1 protein-coding gene (running past one end of the window) is annotated in these 20,006 nt (G+C 75.6%); it reads right to left on the bottom strand.

All coding sequences use genetic code 11. The annotated features are described in order from the left end of the window. A protein-coding gene (locus ACPXCB_RS25955; protein WP_425878252.1) for a type I polyketide synthase crosses the window boundary here: on the bottom strand, window positions 1-20,001 show its 5' portion. Its footprint begins 9,846 nt before the window's first position; only the first 20,001 of its 29,847 coding nucleotides appear in the window; its start codon is at window positions 19,999-20,001; its stop codon lies beyond the left edge, outside the window. Between the last annotated feature and the right edge of the window lie 5 nt (window positions 20,002-20,006).

Below are 20,006 nucleotides of genomic sequence, written 5' to 3'. Positions count from 1 at the left end.
GCTCATCGGCGTCAGACCCGCCCGCGCCGAACGCGCCCGATCCGCCTCGTCGATCGAGGCGGCCATGCCGGCCGTGTCCCACATGCCCCACGCCAGGCTCACCGCCGGCAGACCCAACTGCCGCCGGTACACCGCAAGCCCGTCCAGGAACGCGTTACCCGCCGCGTACGCCGACTGACCCGGCGAACCGAGCACACCCGCCACCGACGAGAACACCACGAACAGGTCCAGCGCGAGGGACGCCGTCGCCTCGTGCAGGAACCAACCCGCCGACACCTTCGGCGCCAACACCCCCGCCAGCCGCTCGGCCGTCAGCCCCTCCACGACACCGTCGTCCAGGACACCGGCGGTGTGCACGACACCCGCCAGCCGGCCTGCGGCGCCGATCTCGGTCACCAAGGCGAACACCTGGTCCCGGTCCGTCACGTCACACGCGGCGACCCGCACCGACGCGCCCAGCGCGGACAGCCGCTCCGACAGCTCGCCAGCACCGGCGGCCTCCGGACCGCGCCGGGACACGAGCACCAGCGACCGCACGCCGTGCACCGACACCAGGTGCTCCGCCACCAGCGCACCCAACGCACCCGTACCACCGGTCACCAGCACCGCGCCGTCGCCCAGGCCTGGCGTCTGCGCGGCCGTGATGGCGGCCCGGACCAGGCGCGGCGAGTAGACCGCGCCTTCGCGGACGGCGAGTTGGCCGCCGGTCGCGGCCGGCTCCCGCAGGACGCCGTCCAGCAGGGCCACCAGCGCGGCATCCGGGTCACCGTCGACGTCCGCGAGGACGAGGCGGCCCGGGTGCTCCGACTGCGCCGACCGCAGCAGACCCCACACCGCCGCACCGGCCAGGTCGGTCACCCGGTCGTCGTCGCCGACGGACACCGCGCCCCGGGTCACCACCACGAGCCGCGAGTCCGCCAGGGCGTCCGCCGCGAGCCAGGACTGCACGGTCGCCAGCACGTCCGAGGTCACCGCCCGGACCGCCTCCGGCGTCCGCGCCGCAGACCCGGGCGCGGGGAACACCGGCAGCAGCAGCGTCCGGGGGACGGACTCCTCCCCCGCGATCGTCGCCACGTCGGGGTACGTGGGCACTCCGACGGGTGCCACCAGCTCCCGGCCGCCGGTCACCAGCGCCCATCCGGAAAGCTCCCCGGCGGACGCGGTTTCCACGGCCGGCCACCGCAGCTCGAACAGCGACCGCGAGGCCACGCCCGGCGCGGCCACGCCGGTCAGCTCCCGCAGGACGAGGGAGTCCACCGACACGACCGGCGCGCCCACCTCGTCGTACGCGGCCAGCCGCAGCCCGGAGCCGTCGCGGGTCAGGCGCACCCGCAGCGCCCCCGCCCCCGAGGCGTGCACCTGCACGCCCTCGAACGCGAACGGCACCCGTGGCCCGCCCGACTCCTCGCCACCCAACAGCAGCCCGATCGGGTGCAGGGCGGCGTCCAGCAGCGCCGGGTGCACGCCGAACCCGGCGGCCTCCGTCGCGGCGTCGTCCGGCAGGACCACCTCGGCGTACACCTCGGCGCCGCTGGTCCAGGCACGCCGGAGCCCCTGGAAGGCCGGCCCGTACGTCAGGCCGTGTTCCGCCAGCGTCGGGTACCAGCTCGCCAGGTCCACCTCCGCCGCGCCGGCGGGGGGCCAGGTGACCGGGTCCGGTTCGTCGGCGGTCGAGGGCTCCAGCACGCCCTCCGCGTGCCGGGTCCAGCCCGCCTCGGGGTCGTCGTCGGGGCGGGAGTAGACGGCGACGGGACGCTGCGGCGACTCCGACGTGGACACCCGCACCTGGATCCGCACGCCTCCCGTTCCGGGGAGCGCCAGCGGGGCGGCCATGGTCAGCTCCCGCAGCCGGGAGAGGCCCACCTCGTCGCCAGCCCGCACGGCCAGCTCGACCAGGGCGGTACCCGGGACCAGCGTCAGCCCGGAGACCGTGTGGTCGGCCAGCCACGGGTGCGTGGCCAGGGAGAGCCGGCCCGTCAGCACCATCTCGTCGTCGCCGGCCAGGTCCACGGTCGCGCCGAGCAGCGGGTGCTCGGTGCGGCCGAGCCCGGCCCCGGACAGGTCGCCCGTACGCGCCCGGTTGGCGGCGGGCCAGTAGCGCTGGTGCTGGAAGGCGTACGTGGGCAGGTCGACCCGGGCGGCGCCGGTGTCGGTGAACCACGGCGCCCAGGTCACCGGCACGCCGTGCACGTGCAGCTCCGCCAGGGCGTGCAGCAGCGCCTGCGCCTCCGCCCGGTCCCGCCGCTGCACGGCCACGGCCAGCACGGCGTCGTCGCCGGGCAGCACGTCGGCGGCCATCGCGGTCAGCACGCTCTGCGGCCCGACCTCCAGGAACGTGTCCACACCGACGTTCCGCAGCGCGGTGATCCCGTCGGCGAAGCGGACGGCCTCGCGAACGTGGCGCACCCAGTAGCCGGGCGTGCGGATCTCGTCGCCGGCCAGCGCACCGGTCACGTTCGACACGACCGGCAGCAGCGGCGCGGCGAACGTCAGCCCCTCCAGGACTGCCCGGAACTCGTCGAGCATCGGCTCCATCAGCGGGCTGTGGAAGGCGTGGCTGACCGTGAGGCGGCGCGTACGCACGCCCCGCTCCCGCCAGACCCGCTCCACCTCGTCCAGCGCCTCGACGGCACCCGACACGACCACTGCGGTGGGCCCGTTGACCGCGGCGATGCCGACCCGGTCGGTCAGCCCAGCGAGAGACTCCACCACCGCGGCCTCGTCAGCGGCCACGGCCAGCATCCCGCCGCCCGTGGGCAGCGCCTGCATCAACCGACCCCGCGCGGCCACGAGGGCGCACGCGTCGGCCAGGGACAGCACGCCGGCCACGTACGCCGCCGTCACCTCGCCGATCGAGTGACCGGCAAGCATGTCCGGCACGACCCCGAACGACTCCACCAGGCGGAACAGCGCCACCTCGACCGCGAACAGACCGGCCTGGGTGAAGACGGTCTGGTCCAGCAGCTCCGCCTCGGCGGAACCCGCCGACGCGAACAGCACCTCCCGCAGCGGACGCGGCAGCAGCGGGTCGAGGTGCGCACACACCTCGTCCAGCGCGGTCGCGAACACCGGGAACAGGGCGGACAACTCCCGGCCCATCCCGGCGCGCTGCGCGCCCTGGCCGGAGAAGAGCAGGGCGAGCTGGCCGCGCTGCCCGGTGGCGCCGGAGACGACCGTGCCGGTGGGGTCGCCGTCGGCGAGGGCGGTCAACGCCGCGACCAGGTCGTCCCGGTCGGCGGCGGTGACGACCGCCCGGTGCTCCAGCGCGGGTCGGGTGGTGACGGAGGACCAGGCCACGTCCAGCGGACGCGGGGCCTCGTCGGCGGTCAGCCAGCGCGCCCACCGGCCCGCCTGTGCCGACAGCGCGCCGGCGTCGCGGGCCGACAGCAGCACCGGCACGACCGGCGGTACGTCGCGGGCGACGATCTCGCCCTCGATCGTCTCGGCCGGCGGCTGCTCGATGATCACGTGCGCGTTGGTGCCGGAGATGCCGAACGACGACACCGCCGCCCGACGCGGCCGACCGACCTGCGGCCACGGGGTCGCCTCCGTCGCGAGGGCCACCGCCCCGGCCGTCCAGTCCACGTGCGGCGACGCCTCGTCCACGTGCAGGGTCGCCGGCACAAGACCGTGGCGCATCGCCATGACCATCTTGATCACACCAGCCACGCCCGCAGCGGCCTGCGTGTGCCCGATGTTCGACTTCACCGACCCCAACAACAACGGCCGATCCCCCGGACGCTCCTGCCCGTACGTCGCCAGCAGGGCCTGCGCCTCGATCGGGTCGCCGAGGGTAGTGCCCGTGCCGTGCGCCTCCACGGCGTCCACGTCGGCGGTGGTGAGCCGCGCGTTAGCGAGGGCCTGACGGATCACCCGCTGCTGCGACGGGCCGTTCGGGGCCGTCAGCCCGTTCGACGCGCCGTCCTGGTTCACGGCCGTGCCGCGTACCACTGCCAGGACGCGGTGCCCGTTGCGCCGCGCGTCCGACAGCCGCTCCACGAGCAGCACGCCGACGCCCTCGGACCAGCCGGTGCCGTCGGCCGAGGCGGCGAACGACTTGCAGCGGCCGTCCTGCGACAACCCGCGCTGCCGGGAGAACTCGATGAACGTCCCCGGCGTCGCCATCACCGTCACACCACCGGCCAGCGCCAGATCGCACTCACCGGAGCGCAACGCCTGCGCCGCGAGGTGCAGCGCCACCAGCGACGACGAGCACGCCGTGTCCACGGTGACCGCCGGGCCTTCGAGGCCGAACGTGTACGCCACCCGACCGGAGAGCACGCTGCCCGACGTGCCCGTGCCGACGAAGCCCTCGGCGTCCGGCGGCAGGTCCATCAGGCGGGAGGCGTAGTCGTGGTACATGACGCCGGCGAAGACGCCCGTCCGGCTGCCCCGCAGCCGGACCGGGTCCAGACCGGCGGACTCGAACGACTCCCACGACGCCTCCAGCAACAACCGCTGCTGCGGGTCCATCGCCAGGGCCTCGCGCGGCGAGATGCCGAAGAAGCCCGGGTCGAAGTCGGCCGCCCCGTAGAGGAAACCACCGTGGCGCGTGTACGACGTGCCGCTGTGCTCCGGGTCCGGGTCGAACAGGCTCTCCAGGTCCCAGCCGCGATCGGTGGGGAACTCCGAGATCCCGTCGCCGCCGCCGGCCAGCAACGCCCACAGCTGGTCCGGGCTCTCGACGCCACCCGGGTAGCGGCAGGCCATGCCCACGATCGCGATCGGCTCGTCGGTGCTGGCGGTGCGCACCGCCGTCTGGCGGGCGGTGATCTGCCCGGAGACCTGCTCGTGCAGGTGGTCGACGAGCACGGCCGGTGTCGGGTAGTCGAACACCAGCGTCGAAGCCAGCCGCAGCCCGGTGGCCGCGTTCAACCGGTTACGCAGGTCCACGGCGGTCAGCGAGTCGAAGCCCAACTCCCGGAACGCCCGGTCCGCCGGCACCGCCTCCGCACCGCCGTGCCCCAACACCTGCGCGACCAGGCCCCGCACCAGCACGTCGATCTGGGCGCGCGCCTCGTCGGGTGCCAGGCCCGCGAGCTGGTTGGCCCAGTCGCCGCCCCGCGCGGCCCGTCGCCGGGCCGCCGTCGACCCGATCAGGGTACGCAGCACGGCTGGCACCGGGCCGGCGCCGAGCGCTGCGCGCATCGCCGGTACGTCGATCACGGCCGGCACCAACGTCGGCCGCTCCGCCACCAGGGCGGCGTCGAACAGCTCCAGCCCGACCTCGGCGCTCATCGGCGTCAGACCAGCCCGCGCCGAACGCGCCCGATCCGCCTCCTCGATCGACGCCGCCATACCCGCCGTGTCCCACATGCCCCACGCCAGGCTGACGGCAGGCAACCCGAGCTGCCGCCGGTACACCGCAAGCCCGTCCAGGAACGCGTTGCCCGCCGCGTACGCCGACTGACCCGGCGAACCGAGCACACCCGCCACCGACGAGAACACCACGAACAGGTCCAGCGCGAGGGACGCCGTCGCCTCGTGCAGGAACCAACCCGCCGACACCTTCGGCGCCAACACCCCCGCCAGACGCTCCTCGGTGACCCGCTCGATCACCCCGTCGTCCAACACACCGGCGGTGTGCACCACACCCGCCAGGCGGCCCCCGGCGGAAACCTCGGCCACCAGACCGAACACCTGGTCCCGGTCCGTCACGTCACACGCGACCACCCGCACCGACGCACCCAGCGCCGACAGCCGCTCCGACAGCTCGCCAGCACCCGCGGCCTCCAGGCCCCGCCGCGACACCAGCACCAGCGACCGCACGCCGTGCACCGACACCAGGTGCTCCGCTACCAGCGCACCCAACGCACCCGTACCGCCGGTCACCAGCACCGCACCGTCACCCACGACCGGCGTCTCCACCGACGCCGGGGCCACCGCGCGCACCAGACGCGGCACGAACACCCCACCCGAGCGCACCGCGACCTGACCACCGAACGCCACCGGCTCGTCAGCCACCGAGGCCAACACACCCAGCAGCCCGGCATCCACGTCACCGTCGACGTCCGCCAGCACGATGCGACCCGGGTGCTCCGACTGCGCCGAACGCAGCAGACCCCACACCGCCGCACCGCCCAGGTCCGACACCCGGTCGTCCGCCGCAACCGACACCGCACCCCGGGTCACCACCACAAGCCGCGACTCCGCCAGCACGTCGGCCGACAGCCAGGACCGGACGGTCGCCAGCACGGCCGTGGTCGCCGCGCGTACCGCGTCGGGGACGGCGCTCTCCGGCGCGTCGAGCGGCAGCAGCAGCGCCTTCGGTGCGACCGTCCGGCCGGCGTCGACCGCCGCGACGAGCGCCTCGACGTCGCCGTACGCCGGCAGGTCGGCGGTTGCCGGCGCGCCGACCAGCGCCCACCCGGAGAGGTCCCCGGCGGCGGCGATCTCCTCGGCCTGCCAGGTGAGTTCGAACATCGAGCGGGCCGCCGCGCCCGCCGCGGTCACGCCGGTCAGCTCGCGCAGGGCGAGGGAGTCGACCGAGACCACGGCCGCGCCCGACTCGTCGCACGCCACCAGGCGCACCGCCGAGCCCGTACGCGACAGCCGCACCCGCAGCACCCGCGCACCCGAGGCGTGCACCTGCACACCCTCGAACGCGAACGGCACCCGCGCCCCGCCCGACCCCTCGGTGCCGGGCAGCAGCCCGATCGGGTGCAGGGCGGCGTCCAGCAGGGCCGGGTGCACGCCGAAGCGCGCCGCCTCCGTCGCCGCCTCGTCCGGCAGCACGACCTCGGCGTACACGTCGTCGCCGGCGGTCCACACCCGGCGCAGCCCCTGGAACACCGGCCCGTACGTCAGGCCGTGCTCCGCCAGCGTCGGGTACCAGCCCGCGAGGTCGAGTTCGGACGCGCCGGTCGGGGGCCACTCCCCCAGGCTCGGCTCGTCGGCCGTCGCCGGCTCCAGCACGCCCTCCGCGTGGTGGACCCAGTCGGCCTCCGGGTCGCCCTCGGACTGCGAGTGCACCGCCACGACCCGGGTGCCGGCCTCGTCGGCCGCGCCGACGCGCACCTGCACCCGTACCGCGCCGGCCTCCGGCAGCACCAGCGGCGCGGCCACGGTCAGCTCCCGCACCCGCGACGCGCCCACCTCGTCGCCGGCCCGGACGGCCAACTCCACCAGGGCGGTGCCGGGCACGATGACCGCGCCGGAGACGACGTGGTCGGCGAGCCACGCGTGGGTGGCGAGGGACAGCCGGCCGGTCAGCACCACCATGTCCGCGCCGGCGACGGTGACCGCCGCGCCGAGCAGCGGGTGCCCGGCCACGCCGAGGCCCGCGCCGGACACGTCGGCGGTACGCGCCTGGCCTGCGCCGAGCCAGTACCGCTGGTGCTCGAAGGCGTACGTCGGCAGGTCCACCCGGGTGGCGCCGGCGTCGGTGAACCACTGCGTCCAGGTCACCGGGACGCCGTGGGCGTGCAGGTCGGCGAGGGCGTGCAGCAGTGCCTGCGGGGCGGGACGGTCCCGGCGCTGGACGGCCACCGCGAGCGCGTCCTCGGCGAGCAGGTCGGCGTTCATCGCGGTCAGGACGCTCTGCGGGCCGATCTCCAGGAAGGTGTCGACCCCGGTGGCCCGCAGGGCGGCGATGCCGTCGGCGTAGCGGACGGCCTCCCGCACGTGCCGCACCCAGTACTCGGCGCGGGTGATCTCCTGCGGTTCGGCGAGCGCTCCGGTCAGGTTCGACACCACCGGCAGCAGCGGCGCCCGGAACGTCAGCCCCGCCAGGACGGCGCGGAACTCGTCGAGCATCGGCGCCATCAGCGGGCTGTGGAAGGCGTGGCTGACGGTGAGTCGGCGCGTACGCACGTCCCGGTCCCGCCAGGCCTGCTCCACCTCGTCCAGCGCCTCGACGGCACCGGACACCACCACGGCGGTCGGCCCGTTGACCGCGGCGATGCCGACGCGATCGGTCAGCCCAGCGAGAGACTCCGCCACCGCAGCCTCGTCAGCGGCCACGGCCAGCATCCCGCCACCCGTGGGCAGCGCCTGCATCAACCGACCCCGCGCAGCCACGAGCTGGCACGCGTCAGCAAGGGACAGCACCCCGGCCACGTACGCCGCCGTCACCTCGCCGATCGAGTGACCGGCCACCACGTCGGGCACGATCCCGAACGACTCCACGAGGCGGAACAGCGCCACCTCGACCGCGAACAGACCGGCCTGGGTGAAGACGGTCTGGTCCAGCAGCTCCGCCTCGGGGCTGCCCGCCTCGGCGAACAGCACCTCCCGCAGCGGGCGCGGCAGCAGCGGGTCGAGCTGCGCGCACACCTCGTCGAGCGCGGTCGCGAACACCGGGAACAGGGCGGACAGCTCCCGGCCCATCCCGGCGCGCTGCGCGCCCTGGCCGGAGAAGAGCACAGCCAGCTGCGTACGCGTCGTGCCCGTGCCGGTGACCACGGTGGCGGCCGACTCGCCGGCGGCGAGGGCACGCAGCCCGGCCAGCAGTTCGTCCCGGTCCGTCGCGGTGACCACCGCGCGGTGCTCCAGCACGGCGCGGCTGACCGTCGACGACCAGCCGACGTCGACGGGGCGCAGTTCCTCGTCGCCGGCGATCCAGCCGGCCCAGCGCTCCGCCTGCGCCGCGACGGCGGCCTCGGACCGGGCCGACAGCAGCACGGGGGCCGGCAGCCGCTCGGCGGCGGGTTCGTCGCCGGGCGTCGGCGCGCCCTCGCCCCGGGTGGGCTCCGCCTCGGCGGGCGGCTGCTCGATGATGACGTGCGCGTTGGTGCCGCTGACTCCGAACGACGAGACCGCCGCGCGGCGCGGCCGGCCCGCCACGGGCCAGTCGCGTGCCTCGGTGAGCAGGGAGACCGCCCCGGCGCTCCACTCGATGTGCGGGGACGGCTCGTCGACGTGCAGCGTGGACGGCAGCAGCCCGTGCCGCATCGCCATGATCATCTTGATGATGCCGGCCACCCCGGCGGCGGCCTGCGTGTGCCCGATGTTCGACTTGATCGAGCCCAGCCACAGCGGCCGGTCCTGCGGCCGGTCCTGCCCGTACGTCGCCAGCAGGGCCTGCGCCTCGATCGGGTCACCCAGGGTGGTGCCCGTGCCGTGCGCCTCGACGGCATCCACGTCGGCGGTGGTGAGCCGCGCGTTAGCGAGGGCCTGCCGGATCACCCGCTGCTGCGAGGGACCGTTCGGGGCCGTCAGCCCGTTCGACGCGCCGTCCTGGTTGATCGCCGATCCGCGTACCACCGCCAGGACCCGCCGGCCCTCGCGCCGGGCGTCGGAGAGGCGCTGCACGAGCAGCACCCCGACGCCCTCGGACCAGCCCGTGCCGTCGGCCGAGGCGGCGAACGACTTGCACCGGCCGTCGGCCGACAGGCCACGCTGCCGCGAGAACTCGATGAACGTGCCGGGCGTCGCCATCACCGTCACGCCACCGGCCAGCGCCAGATCACACTCACCGGAGCGCAACGCCTGCACCGCGAGGTGCAGCGCCACCAGCGACGACGAGCACGCCGTGTCCACCGTGACCGCCGGCCCCTCCAGGCCGAACGTGTACGCCACCCGACCGGACAGCACGCTGCCGGAGGTGCCGGTGCCGAGGTAACCGCCCACGCCCTCGGGCAGGTCCTGCACGCCGGAGGCATAGTCGTGGTACATCAGGCCGGCGAACACGCCGGTCCGGCTGCCGCGCAACCGCTGCGGGTCGAGACCGGCCGACTCGAACGTCTCCCACGAGGTCTCCAGCAGCAGCCGCTGCTGCGGGTCCATCGCGATCGCCTCGCGGGGCGAGATGCCGAAGAAGTCCGGGTCGAACTCGGCGGCCCCGTACAGGAAGCCACCGTGCCGGGTGTACGACGTGCCGGGGTTGTCCGGGTCGGGGTGGAAGAGCCGGTCGAGTTCCCAGCCCCGGTCGGTGGGGAACTCGCCGATGCCGTCGGCCCCGGCGGCGACCAGGTCCCACAACTGCTGCGGGTTCGTCACGCCACCCGGGTAGCGGCAGGCCATGCCCACGATCGCGATCGGCTCGTCGACGGTGGTCGCCCGCACGGCCTGCTGCTGGTCGGCGACCTGGCCGGACAGCTGCTCGTACAGGTGCTCCGACAGGGCGCCGGGGGTCGGGTAGTCGAAGACGAGCGTCGACGTGAGCCGCAGCCCGGTCGCGCCGTTGATCCGGTTGCGCAGCTCGACGGCGGTCAGCGAGTCGAAGCCCAGTTCCCGGAACGCCCGGTCCGCTGGCACCGCCTCGGCGCCGCCGTGACCGAGGACCTGCGCGATCATCCCCCGGACCAGCAGGGCCACCTGCGTGCGCGCCTCCTGCGGGTCGAGCCCGGCCAGCCGGTCGACCCAGGCGCCGGAGCCGGAGCGGCGACGCTTCGTGCCCGGTCCCACCAGGGCCCGCAGCATCACCGGCACCCGGCCCGCGGCGGTCTGCGCCCGCATGGCGGGCAGGTCGACCACCGCCGGCACCAGCGCCGCGCCGCCGTGGGCCAGGGCGGCGTCCCACAGCCCGAGCCCGACCGGGGCGGTCATCGGGACCAGACCGGCCCGGGTCACCCGCGCCCGGTCGGTGTCGTTGATCGACGCGGCCATGCCGTCCGTGTCCCACATGCCCCACGCGAGGCTGACCGCGGGCAGTCCGCGCTGCACCCGCAGCACGGCGAGGGCGTCCAGGAAGGCGTTGCCGGCCGCGTAGGCGGCCTGGCCGGGAGAGCCGAGCACCCCGGCGACGGAGGAGAAGAGCACGAACAGGTCGAGGTCCAGCTCGGCGGTCGCCTCGTGCAGCCACCAGCCGGCCGTGACCTTCGGGGCCAGCACGTCCGCCAGCCGCTCGGCGGTGATCCCGCTGATGACGCCGTCGTCGAGGACGCCGGCGGTGTGGACCACCCCGGCCAGGCGGTCCTCGGCGGTGATCGCCCGGACCAGCTCGCCGACGCGCTCGCGGTCGGTCACGTCCGTGGCGACCACCCGGGCGGTCGCGCCCAGCGCGGCCAGCCGCTGCACCAGCTCGTCGGCGCCGGGGGCCGCCGGGCCCTGCCGGGACGCCAGCACCAGCGAGCGCACGCCGTACGCGGTGACGAGGTGTTCGGACACCAGGGCGCCCAGCGAGCCGGTGCCGCCCGTGACGAGGACGGTCCCCCGGCCCAGGGTCGCCGGGGTACGCGCGTCGCCGGTGGCGCGGACCAGCCGCGGCAGGTACGCCGTGCCCGCCCGCACCGCGAACTGCCCGCCGAGGGCGGGGTCGTCGGCGGCTGCGGCGAGCAGGGCCAGCAGGTCGGCGTCCAGGTCGACGCCCGGTTCGAGGTCGGCCAGCACGATCCGGCCGGGGTGTTCCGACTGGGCCGAGCGCAGCAGGCCCCAGACCGCGGCGCCCGCCAGGTCGGCGACGCGGTCGGTCGTGCCGGTGGCCACCGCGCCGCGGGTCACCACGACCAGCCGCGAGTCCGCCAGGGCATCGGCGGCCAGCCAGGCCTGCACCGCGCCGAGGACGTCCGCCGTGACCGACCGCGCCGCGTCGGGCAGGTCCGCCCCGGAGGCGGCCGAGGTGACGGGCAGCAGCAGCGCCGCGGGAGCGGGGGCCGTTCCGTCCGTCACCGCCGTGGCCACCGCCGCGACCTCGGCGTACGCCGGAAGCTGCGGCGCGCCGTCGAGCGGGCGGTCACCGAGCACGGCCCAGCCGTACGCGCCGTCGGGCGCGGTGATCTGCTCGGGCTGCCAGGACACCTCGAACAGGGATCGGTGCGCCTCGTCGGAGGGCGCCGCCATGCCGGTCAGCTCGCGCAGCGTCAGCGAGTCCACCGACACCACCGGCACGCCGGTCTCGTCAACGGCGACCAGCCGCACGGAGTTGCCGGTGGCGGTGAGGCGGACCCGGAGCGTCCGGGCCCCGACCGCGTGGACCTGCACCCCTTCGAACGCGAACGGCACCCGGGCCCCGCCGCCGGCCTCGTCGGCGGGCAGCAGCCCGACGGGGTGCAGCGCGGCGTCCAGCAGCGCCGGGTGCACCCCGAATCCCGCCGGGTCCCCGATCACCTCGTCGGGGAGGGCGACCTCGGCGAACACCTCGCCCTCGGCGGTCCACGCCCGCCGCAGCCCCCGGAAGACCGGCCCGTACGAGAGCCCGTGCTCGGCCACCGCCGGGTACCAGCCGGTGACGTCCACCTCGGACGCGCCGGGCGGCGGCCACGCGCCCACCGTGGGCTCGTCTGCCGTGGGGGCGTTGACGAGGCCGTCGGCGTGCCGGGTCCAGCCCGACTCCGGGTCGTCCTCGGGCTGGGAGTGCACGGTCACCGAGCGGCTGCCGGTCCCGTCGACGGGACCGACCCGGACCTGTACCCGTACCCCGCCGCCGGTGGCGGGCAGCACGAGCGGGGCGAGCACGGTCAGCTCGCGGACGCGGGAGGCACCGACCTCGTCGCCCGCCCGGACGACGAGGTCCACCAGGGCGGTGCCGGGCACGATCACGGCGCCGGAGATGACGTGGTCGGCGAGCCACGGGTGGGTCGACACCGACAGCCGGCCGGTCAGCACGACCATGTCCTCGCCGGCGACCGACACCGCCGCGCCGAGCAGCGGGTGCCGCGCCACGCCGAGGCCGGCTCCCGAGACGTCGGCCGACTGGCCGGCCGGCGGCAGCCAGTACCGCTCGCGGTGGAAGGCGTACGTGGGCAGGTCGACGCGGCGCGCGCCGGCATCGGCGAACCACTGCGGCCAGGACACGGGAACGCCGTGCACGTGCAGCTCGGCGAGGGCGTGCAGCAGCGCGTGCGCCTCCGCCCGGTCCCGACGCTGCACGGCGACAGCCAGCACGGCGTCGTCGGCGGGCAGCACGTCGGCGGCCATCGCGGTCAGCACGCTCTGCGGCCCGACCTCCAGGAACGTGTCCACCCCGGCGTTCCGCAGCGCGGTGATCCCGTCGGCGAAGCGGACGGCCTCCCGCACGTGCCGCACCCAGTAGTCGGCCGTACGGATCTCGTCGCCGGCCAGCGCACCGGTCACGTTCGACACGACCGGCAGCAGCGGCGCGGCGAACGTCAACCCCTCCAGGACCGCCCGGAACTCCTCGAGCATCGGCTCCATCAACGGACTGTGGAACGCGTGGCTCACCGTCAACCGGCGAGTGCGGGTGCCGCGGTCGCGCCAGATCCGCTCCACCTCGTCGAGGGCCTCGACGGCACCGGACACCACCACGGCGGTCGGCCCGTTGACCGCGGCGATGCCGACGCGGTCGGTCAGCCCAGCGAGAGACTCCACCACCGCAGCCTCGTCAGCGGCCACGGCCAGCATCCCGCCACCCGTGGGCAACGCCTGCATCAACCGACCCCGCGCAGCCACGAGCTGGCACGCGTCAGCCAGCGACAGCACGCCCGCGACATGCGCGGCGGTCACCTCACCGATCGAGTGACCGGCAAGCATGTCCGGCACGACCCCGAACGACTCCACCAGGCGGAACAGCGCCACCTCGACCGCGAACAACCCGGCCTGCGTGAACACCGTCTGATCCAACAACCCCGCCTCCGGGGTGCCCGCCTCAGCGAACAGCACCTCCCGCAACGGACGCGGCAGCAGCGGGTCGAGGTGCGCACACACCTCGTCCAGCGCGGCGGCGAACACCGGGAACTCCGCCGACAACTCCCGGCCCATGCCGGCGCGCTGCGCGCCCTGACCCGAGAACAGCAGTGCGAGTTGGCCGCGCTGACCGCCCGGGCCGGTGAGCACGCCGGCCGAGGGCTCGCCCGCCGCCACGGCTTCGAGGCCCGCCAGCAGTTCGTCGCGGGTCGCCCCGGACACGACCGCCCGGTGCTCCAGCACGGACCGCGACGCCACCGACGACCAGGCCACTTCGAGCGGGCGCGAGGTCCGGGTGCCGCTGAGCCACTGCGCCCAGCGGTCGGCCTGCGCCGACAGTCCGGCCGCGTCCCGGGCCGAGAGCAGCACCGGCAGCACCGACGGCGTCCGCGACGGCTCGCCCTCGACCTCCGGCTCGTCCCCGCCGGTCGGCGCGGGCGGCTGCTCCAGGATCAGGTGGACGTTCGTACCGCTGATGCCGAACGACGACACGGCGGCCCGGCGCGGCCGGTCCACCACCGGCCAGGGACGCGCCTCGGCCAGCAGGGACACCGCGCCGGCAGCCCAGTCCACGTGGGGGGTCGGCTCGTCGAGGTGCAGGGTCTGCGGGAGCAGGCCGTGCCGCATCGCCTGCACCATCTTGATCATGCCGGCGACACCGGCCGCGGCCTGGCTGTGGCCGATGTTCGACTTGATCGAGCCGAGCAGCAGCGGCCGGTCGGCGGGGCGGCCCTGGCCGTAGGTCGCCAGCAGGGCCTGCGCCTCGATGGGGTCACCCAGGGTCGTACCCGTGCCGTGCGCCTCGACGGCGTCCACGTCGGCCGTGGTCAGGCGGGCGTTCGCGAGGGCCTGCCGGATGACCCGCTGCTGGGCCGGCCCGTTGGGGGCGGTGAGGCCGTTGGACGCGCCGTCCTGGTTGACGGCGCTGCCGGCGATCACGGCGAGCACCTGGCGGCCCTGCCGTCGGGCGTCGGAGAGCCGCTGGACCAGCAGCACGCCGACGCCCTCCGACCAGCCGGTGCCGTCGGCGTCGGCGGCGAAGGACTTGCAGCGCCCGTCCGGGGCGAGGCCGCCCTGGCGGGAGAACTCGACGAAGGCGCCCGGGGTCACCATGACGGTGACGCCGCCGGCCAGCGCCAGGTCGCACTCGCCGCCGCGCAGCGCCTGGGCGGCCAGGTGCACCGCCACCAGGGACGACGAGCAGGCGGTGTCGACCGTGACCGCCGGGCCTTCCAGCCCGAAGGTGTACGACACCCGGCCGGAGATGACGCTGTGCGCGCCGCCCGTGAGCTGGTATCCGGCCAGCTCCGCCGGGGTGTCGGTGGTGCCGTAGCCCGACGGGGAGGCGCCGACGAAGACGCCGGTACGGCTGCCGCGCAGCTCGTCCGGGTCGATGCCGGCCTGCTCGACGGCCTCCCAGGACGCCTCCAGCAGCAGGCGCTGCTGCGGGTCCATGGCGACCGCCTCGCGCGGCGAGATGCCGAAGAAGCCGGGGTCGAACGTGGTGGCGCCGTCGACGAAGCCGCCCTCGCGGGTGTGCGACACGGGTCGCCCGTCGGCGTCGACGGCCAGCAGCCGGCCCATGTCCCAGTTCCGGTCGTCGGGGAAGCCGCTGATGCCGTCGCGCCCGGTGGCGACCAGGTCCCACAGGTCGTCCGGGTTGGCCACGCCGCCCGGGTACCGGCAGCTCATGCCGACGATGACGATCGGGTCGTCGTCCACCGGCCCGGCGGGGCCCCAGGTGGTGACGGTGTCGACCTCGTGCAGGCGCAGCGTCGCCGACAGGTGGTCGGCGAGGGCGGCCGGGTTCGGGTAGTCGAAGACCAGGGTGGTGGGCAGGGTGAGCCCGGTGGCGGCGCCGAGCCGGTTGCGCAGCTCGACGGCGGTCAGCGAGTCGAAGCCCAGTTCCTTGAACGCCCGGTTCGCCTTGACCAGCTCGGTGCCGGAGTGGCCGAGCACGGCGGCGGTGTGCGTGCGTACGAGGTCGGTCAGGTAGCGGTCCTGCTCGGCGCGGGGCAGCGTCAGCAGGTGCTGCCGCAGCCCGCCGCCGGCGGTGTCCTCCGGTTCGGCGTCGACCACGCGCAGGGCGTCGCGTGCCTCGGCGATGTCGTCGAGCAGGGGGCGGGCGCGGGCGGCGGCGAACGCCGGGGTGAACAGGGACCAGTCGACGTCCGCCACGGTCACCGACGGCACGGCCCGGCCGACGGCGCTGCGCAGCGCGTACACGGCCTGGGCGGGCGACATGGGGCTGAGGCCGCGCCGGGCCAGCAGTTCCTGGCCCTCGCCGCTGGCCATGCCGCCCTCGGCCCAGGGTCCCCAGGCCACGGCGGTGGCGGCCAGGCCGCGGGCGCGGCGCCGCTCGGCGAGCGCGTCGAGGAAGGCGTTGCCGGCGGCGTACGCGGCCTGTCCGCCGCTGCCCCAGATGCCGGCGATGGAGGAGAAGAGCACGAACGCGTCGAGCGGCCGGTCGCCCAGCAGCTCGTCCAGGTGCACGGCACCGGCGATCTTGCCGTCCAGCACTCCGGCCAGCCCGGCGAGGTCGGTGTCGGCCAGCATGTTCAGCTGGCCCACCCCGGCGGCATGCACCACCGCCGTCAGCGGCGCCGGGTCGGCGTCGACGTCGCGCAGCAGCGCCTCGACCCGGGCGCGGTCGGCCATGTCGGCGGCGACCAGGGTCACCCGGGCGCCGAGCCCGGTCAGCTCGTCGCGCAGCTCCGCCGCCCCCGGGGCGCGGTCGCCCCGGCGGCTGGTCAGCACGACGTGCGCCGCGCCGTTGGCCGCCGCCCAGCGGGCCACGTGGGCGCCGAGCGCCCCGGTGCCACCGGTGATCAGCACCGTGCCCGACGGCTGCCAGCGCTCGACCGTGCCCACGGCCGCAGGCGTGGCGCGCACCAGTCGGCGCACGAAGACGCCCGAGGGCCGGACGGCGACCTGGTCCTCCGGACCGCCGCCGGTCAGGACGCCCACCAGGTGGTCCCAGTCGCTCCGGTCGGGCCCGTCCGGCAGGTCGACGAGGCCGCCCCAGAGCTGCGGGTGTTCCAGCCCGGCGACCCGGGCCAGGCCCCACAGGCCGCCCTGGGCGACGCTGCGGACCGGGTCGGCGTCCCCGGTGCCGACCGCGCCCCGGGTCACCGTCCACAGGGGTGCGGCGACGTCGGCCGCGTGCAGGGCCTGCACCAGCGTCATCGTGGCGGCCGTGCCGAGCGGCACCGCCGGCTGGCCGGGGTGCGGCCGGTCCAGCAGGCCCAGCAGGGAGACGATCCCGGTGAACGGGGTGTCCCCCACGGCCTCGGTCACCCGCGTCGTCGCGTGCTCGCGTTCCGCCGTCGGGTCCACCGCCAGCCGGGACACCTCGCCGCCGGCGGCGGTCAGCGCCCCCGCGAGCGCCTCGGCCCATTCCGTCGTGGGGGCGTCGCCGGCCGGTTCGACAAGCAGCCAGCGGCCGGAGGGGGTGACCGGCGCGGGGGCGGCGGTCCGCTTCCACACCACCCGGTACGACCAGCCGTCGACGACCGCGTCCCGCAGCCGCGCCTTGCGCCAGGACGACAGGACCGGCAGGGCCGGGGCCAGGACGTCCGCCCCGTCGTCGCCGAACTGCGCGGCGAGGGCCGCCACGTCGGAGCGTTCCACCGCCGACCAGAACTCGACGTCCACCACGTCCGGGCTGACCGGGCCGGTGACCGAGACCGGCATCTGCTCGGGCCAGTAGCGCTGCCGCTGGAACGCGTACGTGGGCAGGGCGACCGGGGTCGCGCCGGCGCCGGCGTAGAGGGCCGGCCAGTCGACGGGCGCCCCGTTGACGTGCAGCTCGGAGAGGGCGGCGAGCAGGGCCCGCGCCTCGGGGCGGTCGGCGCGCAGGACGGGCACGGCGATGACCGGGGTGTCGTCGTCGGCGTCCGCCGGCTCCTGCCCGCTCAGCACGTCCCGGGTCATCGCGGTCAGTACGCTGCGCGGGCCGATCTCCAGGAACGCGTCCACGCCGGCGGCGCGCAGCGCGGCGACCCCGTCGGCGTAGCGGACGGCCTGCCGGACGTGGCGCACCCAGTAGTCGGCGGTGCGGATCTCGTCGGCGTCGGCGAGCGCCCCGGTCACGTTCGACACGATCGGCAGCGCCGGCGCGGCAAAGGTCAGCCCGTCGAGGACGGCCCGGAACTCGGCGAGCATCGGCTCCATCAGCGGGCTGTGGAACGCGTGGCTGACCGTGAGCCGGCGCGTGCGTACGCCCCGGTCCCGCCAGAGCCGCTCCACCTCGGCCAGGGCCTCGACCGCGCCGGAGACCACGATCGACGTCGGCCCGTTCACGGCCGCGATCCCCACGTCGGCCAGACCGTCGAGCGTGGCGAGGACGTCGGCCTCGGTGGCCGCGACGGCCAGCATCCCGCCGCCGGTAGGCAGCGCCTGCATCAGCCGACCCCGCGCCGCCACCAGCGCCGCCGCATCGGCCAGCGACAGCACCCCCGCCACGTGCGCGGCGGCGACCTCGCCGATCGAGTGCCCGCCCACGAAGTCCGGTGTGATCCCGAAGGACTCCACGAGCCGGAACAGCGCCACCTCGACGGCGAACAGGCCGGCCTGGGTGAACGCGGTCTGGTCCAGCAGCTCCGCCTCGGCGGAACCCTCGGGAGCGAACAGCACGTCCTTCAGCGGGCGCGGCAGCAGCGCGTCGAGGTACACGCACACCTCGTCGAGCGCGGCGGCGAAGACCGGGAACTCGGCGTACAACTCCCGACCCATGCCGGCGCGCTGCGCGCCCTGGCCGGAGAAGAGCACCGCGAGCGGGCCCCGGTCGGCGGCCTGAGCGGCGACGACCGCGCCGGACGGCTGGCCGGCGGCGAGGGCGCGCAGCCCGGCCAGCAGGTCCTCTCGGCCGGTGGCGGTGAGGACCGCGCGGTGCTCCAGCGCGGAGCGCGACACCACCGACGACCAGCCGACGTCCACCGGCCGGAGGGTCTCGTCGTCGTCCAGCCACCGGGCCCAGCGGCCCGCCTGCGCCCTCAGCGCGGCCTCCGACCGGGCGGACAGCAGCACGGGAATCGCCGGCAGGGCGGGGGCCGGGCCGGCGTCGGCGGGGGCCGCGGCGTCGGCGGCGGGCGGCTCCTCCAGGATGGTGTGCGCGTTCGTGCCGGAGATGCCGAACGACGAGACGGCCGCCCGGCGGGGACGGTCGGTCACCGGCCACGGCGTCGCCTCGGTCACCAGCGACACCTCGCCGGCCGACCAGTCCACCTTCGGCGTCGGCTCGTCGACGTGCAGCGTGGACGGGACGAGCCCGTGCCGCATCGCCATGACCATCTTGATCACGCCGGCCACGCCCGCGGCGGACTGGCTGTGGCCGATGTTCGACTTGATCGAGCCGAGCAGCAGCGGCCGGTCGGCGGGGCGGTCCCGCCCGTACGTGGCCAGCAGCGCCTGCGCCTCGATCGGGTCGCCGAGGACGGTGCCGGTGCCGTGCGCCTCGACGGCGTCCACGTCGGCCGTGGTCAGCCGGGCGTTCGCGAGGGCCTGCCGGATGACCCGCTGCTGGGCCGGCCCGTTGGGGGCGGTGAGGCCGTTGGACGCGCCGTCCTGGTTGACGGCGCTGCCGGCGATCACGGCGAGGACGGGGTGCCCCTTGCGCTGGGCGTCCGACAGCCTCTCCACCAGCAGGATGCCGACGCCCTCGGACCAGCCGGTGCCGTCGGCGGCGGCGGCGAACGACTTGCACCGGCCGTCGGGGGCGAGCCCCCGCTGCCGGGAGAAGCCCACGAACGGGGCGGGGGTGGCCATCACGCAGACGCCGCCGGCCAGGGCCAGGTCGAAGTCGCCCTGCCGCAGCGCCTGGCAGGCCAGGTGCAGGGCGACCAGCGACGACGAGCAGGCGGTGTCGACCGTGACGGCGGGGCCCTCCAGGCCGAGGGCGTACGCGATCCGCCCCGAGACGATGCTGGTGGCCGTGCCGGTCAGCAGGTAGCCCTCGTCGGTGCCCTCGACCTCGGTCTGCGGGCCCACGCCGTAGCCGTTGGCGGCGGTTCCGACGAAGACGCCGACCTTCTGCCCGCGCATGGACGCGGGGGCGATCCGGGCCTGCTCGAACGCCTCCCACGACGTCTCCAGCAGCAGCCGCTGCTGCGGGTCCATCGCCACGGCCTCGCGCGGCGAGATGCCGAAGAACTCGGCGTCGAAGTCGGCCGCGTCGTAGAGGAAGCCGCCCTCCCGCGTGGTGGAGTGGCCGGCCCGGTCGGCGTCCGGGTCGTACAGGTTGGCCAGGTCCCAGCCCCGGTCGGTCGGGAAACCGCCGATGGCGTCGCTGCCGGAGGCCACCAGGTCCCAGAGCTGCTCGGGGCTGGCGACGCCGCCCGGGTAGCGGCAGGACATCGCGACGATCGCGATGGGCTCCCGGGCGGCAGCGGTCAGCTGCTGGTTGAGCTGACGGAGGCGGCCCGTCTCCTTGAGCGAGGCGCGAAGCGCCTCGACGACCTTGTCTGCGGACGTAGACATCATGA

This window comes from Micromonospora sp. DT62 (genome assembly GCF_049847285.1).
GTDB classification, from domain to species: domain Bacteria; phylum Actinomycetota; class Actinomycetes; order Mycobacteriales; family Micromonosporaceae; genus Micromonospora; species Micromonospora reichwaldensis.
The sequence above is the reverse complement of the archived record's forward strand: the minus strand, read 5'-3'. Positions and strand labels throughout refer to the sequence as shown.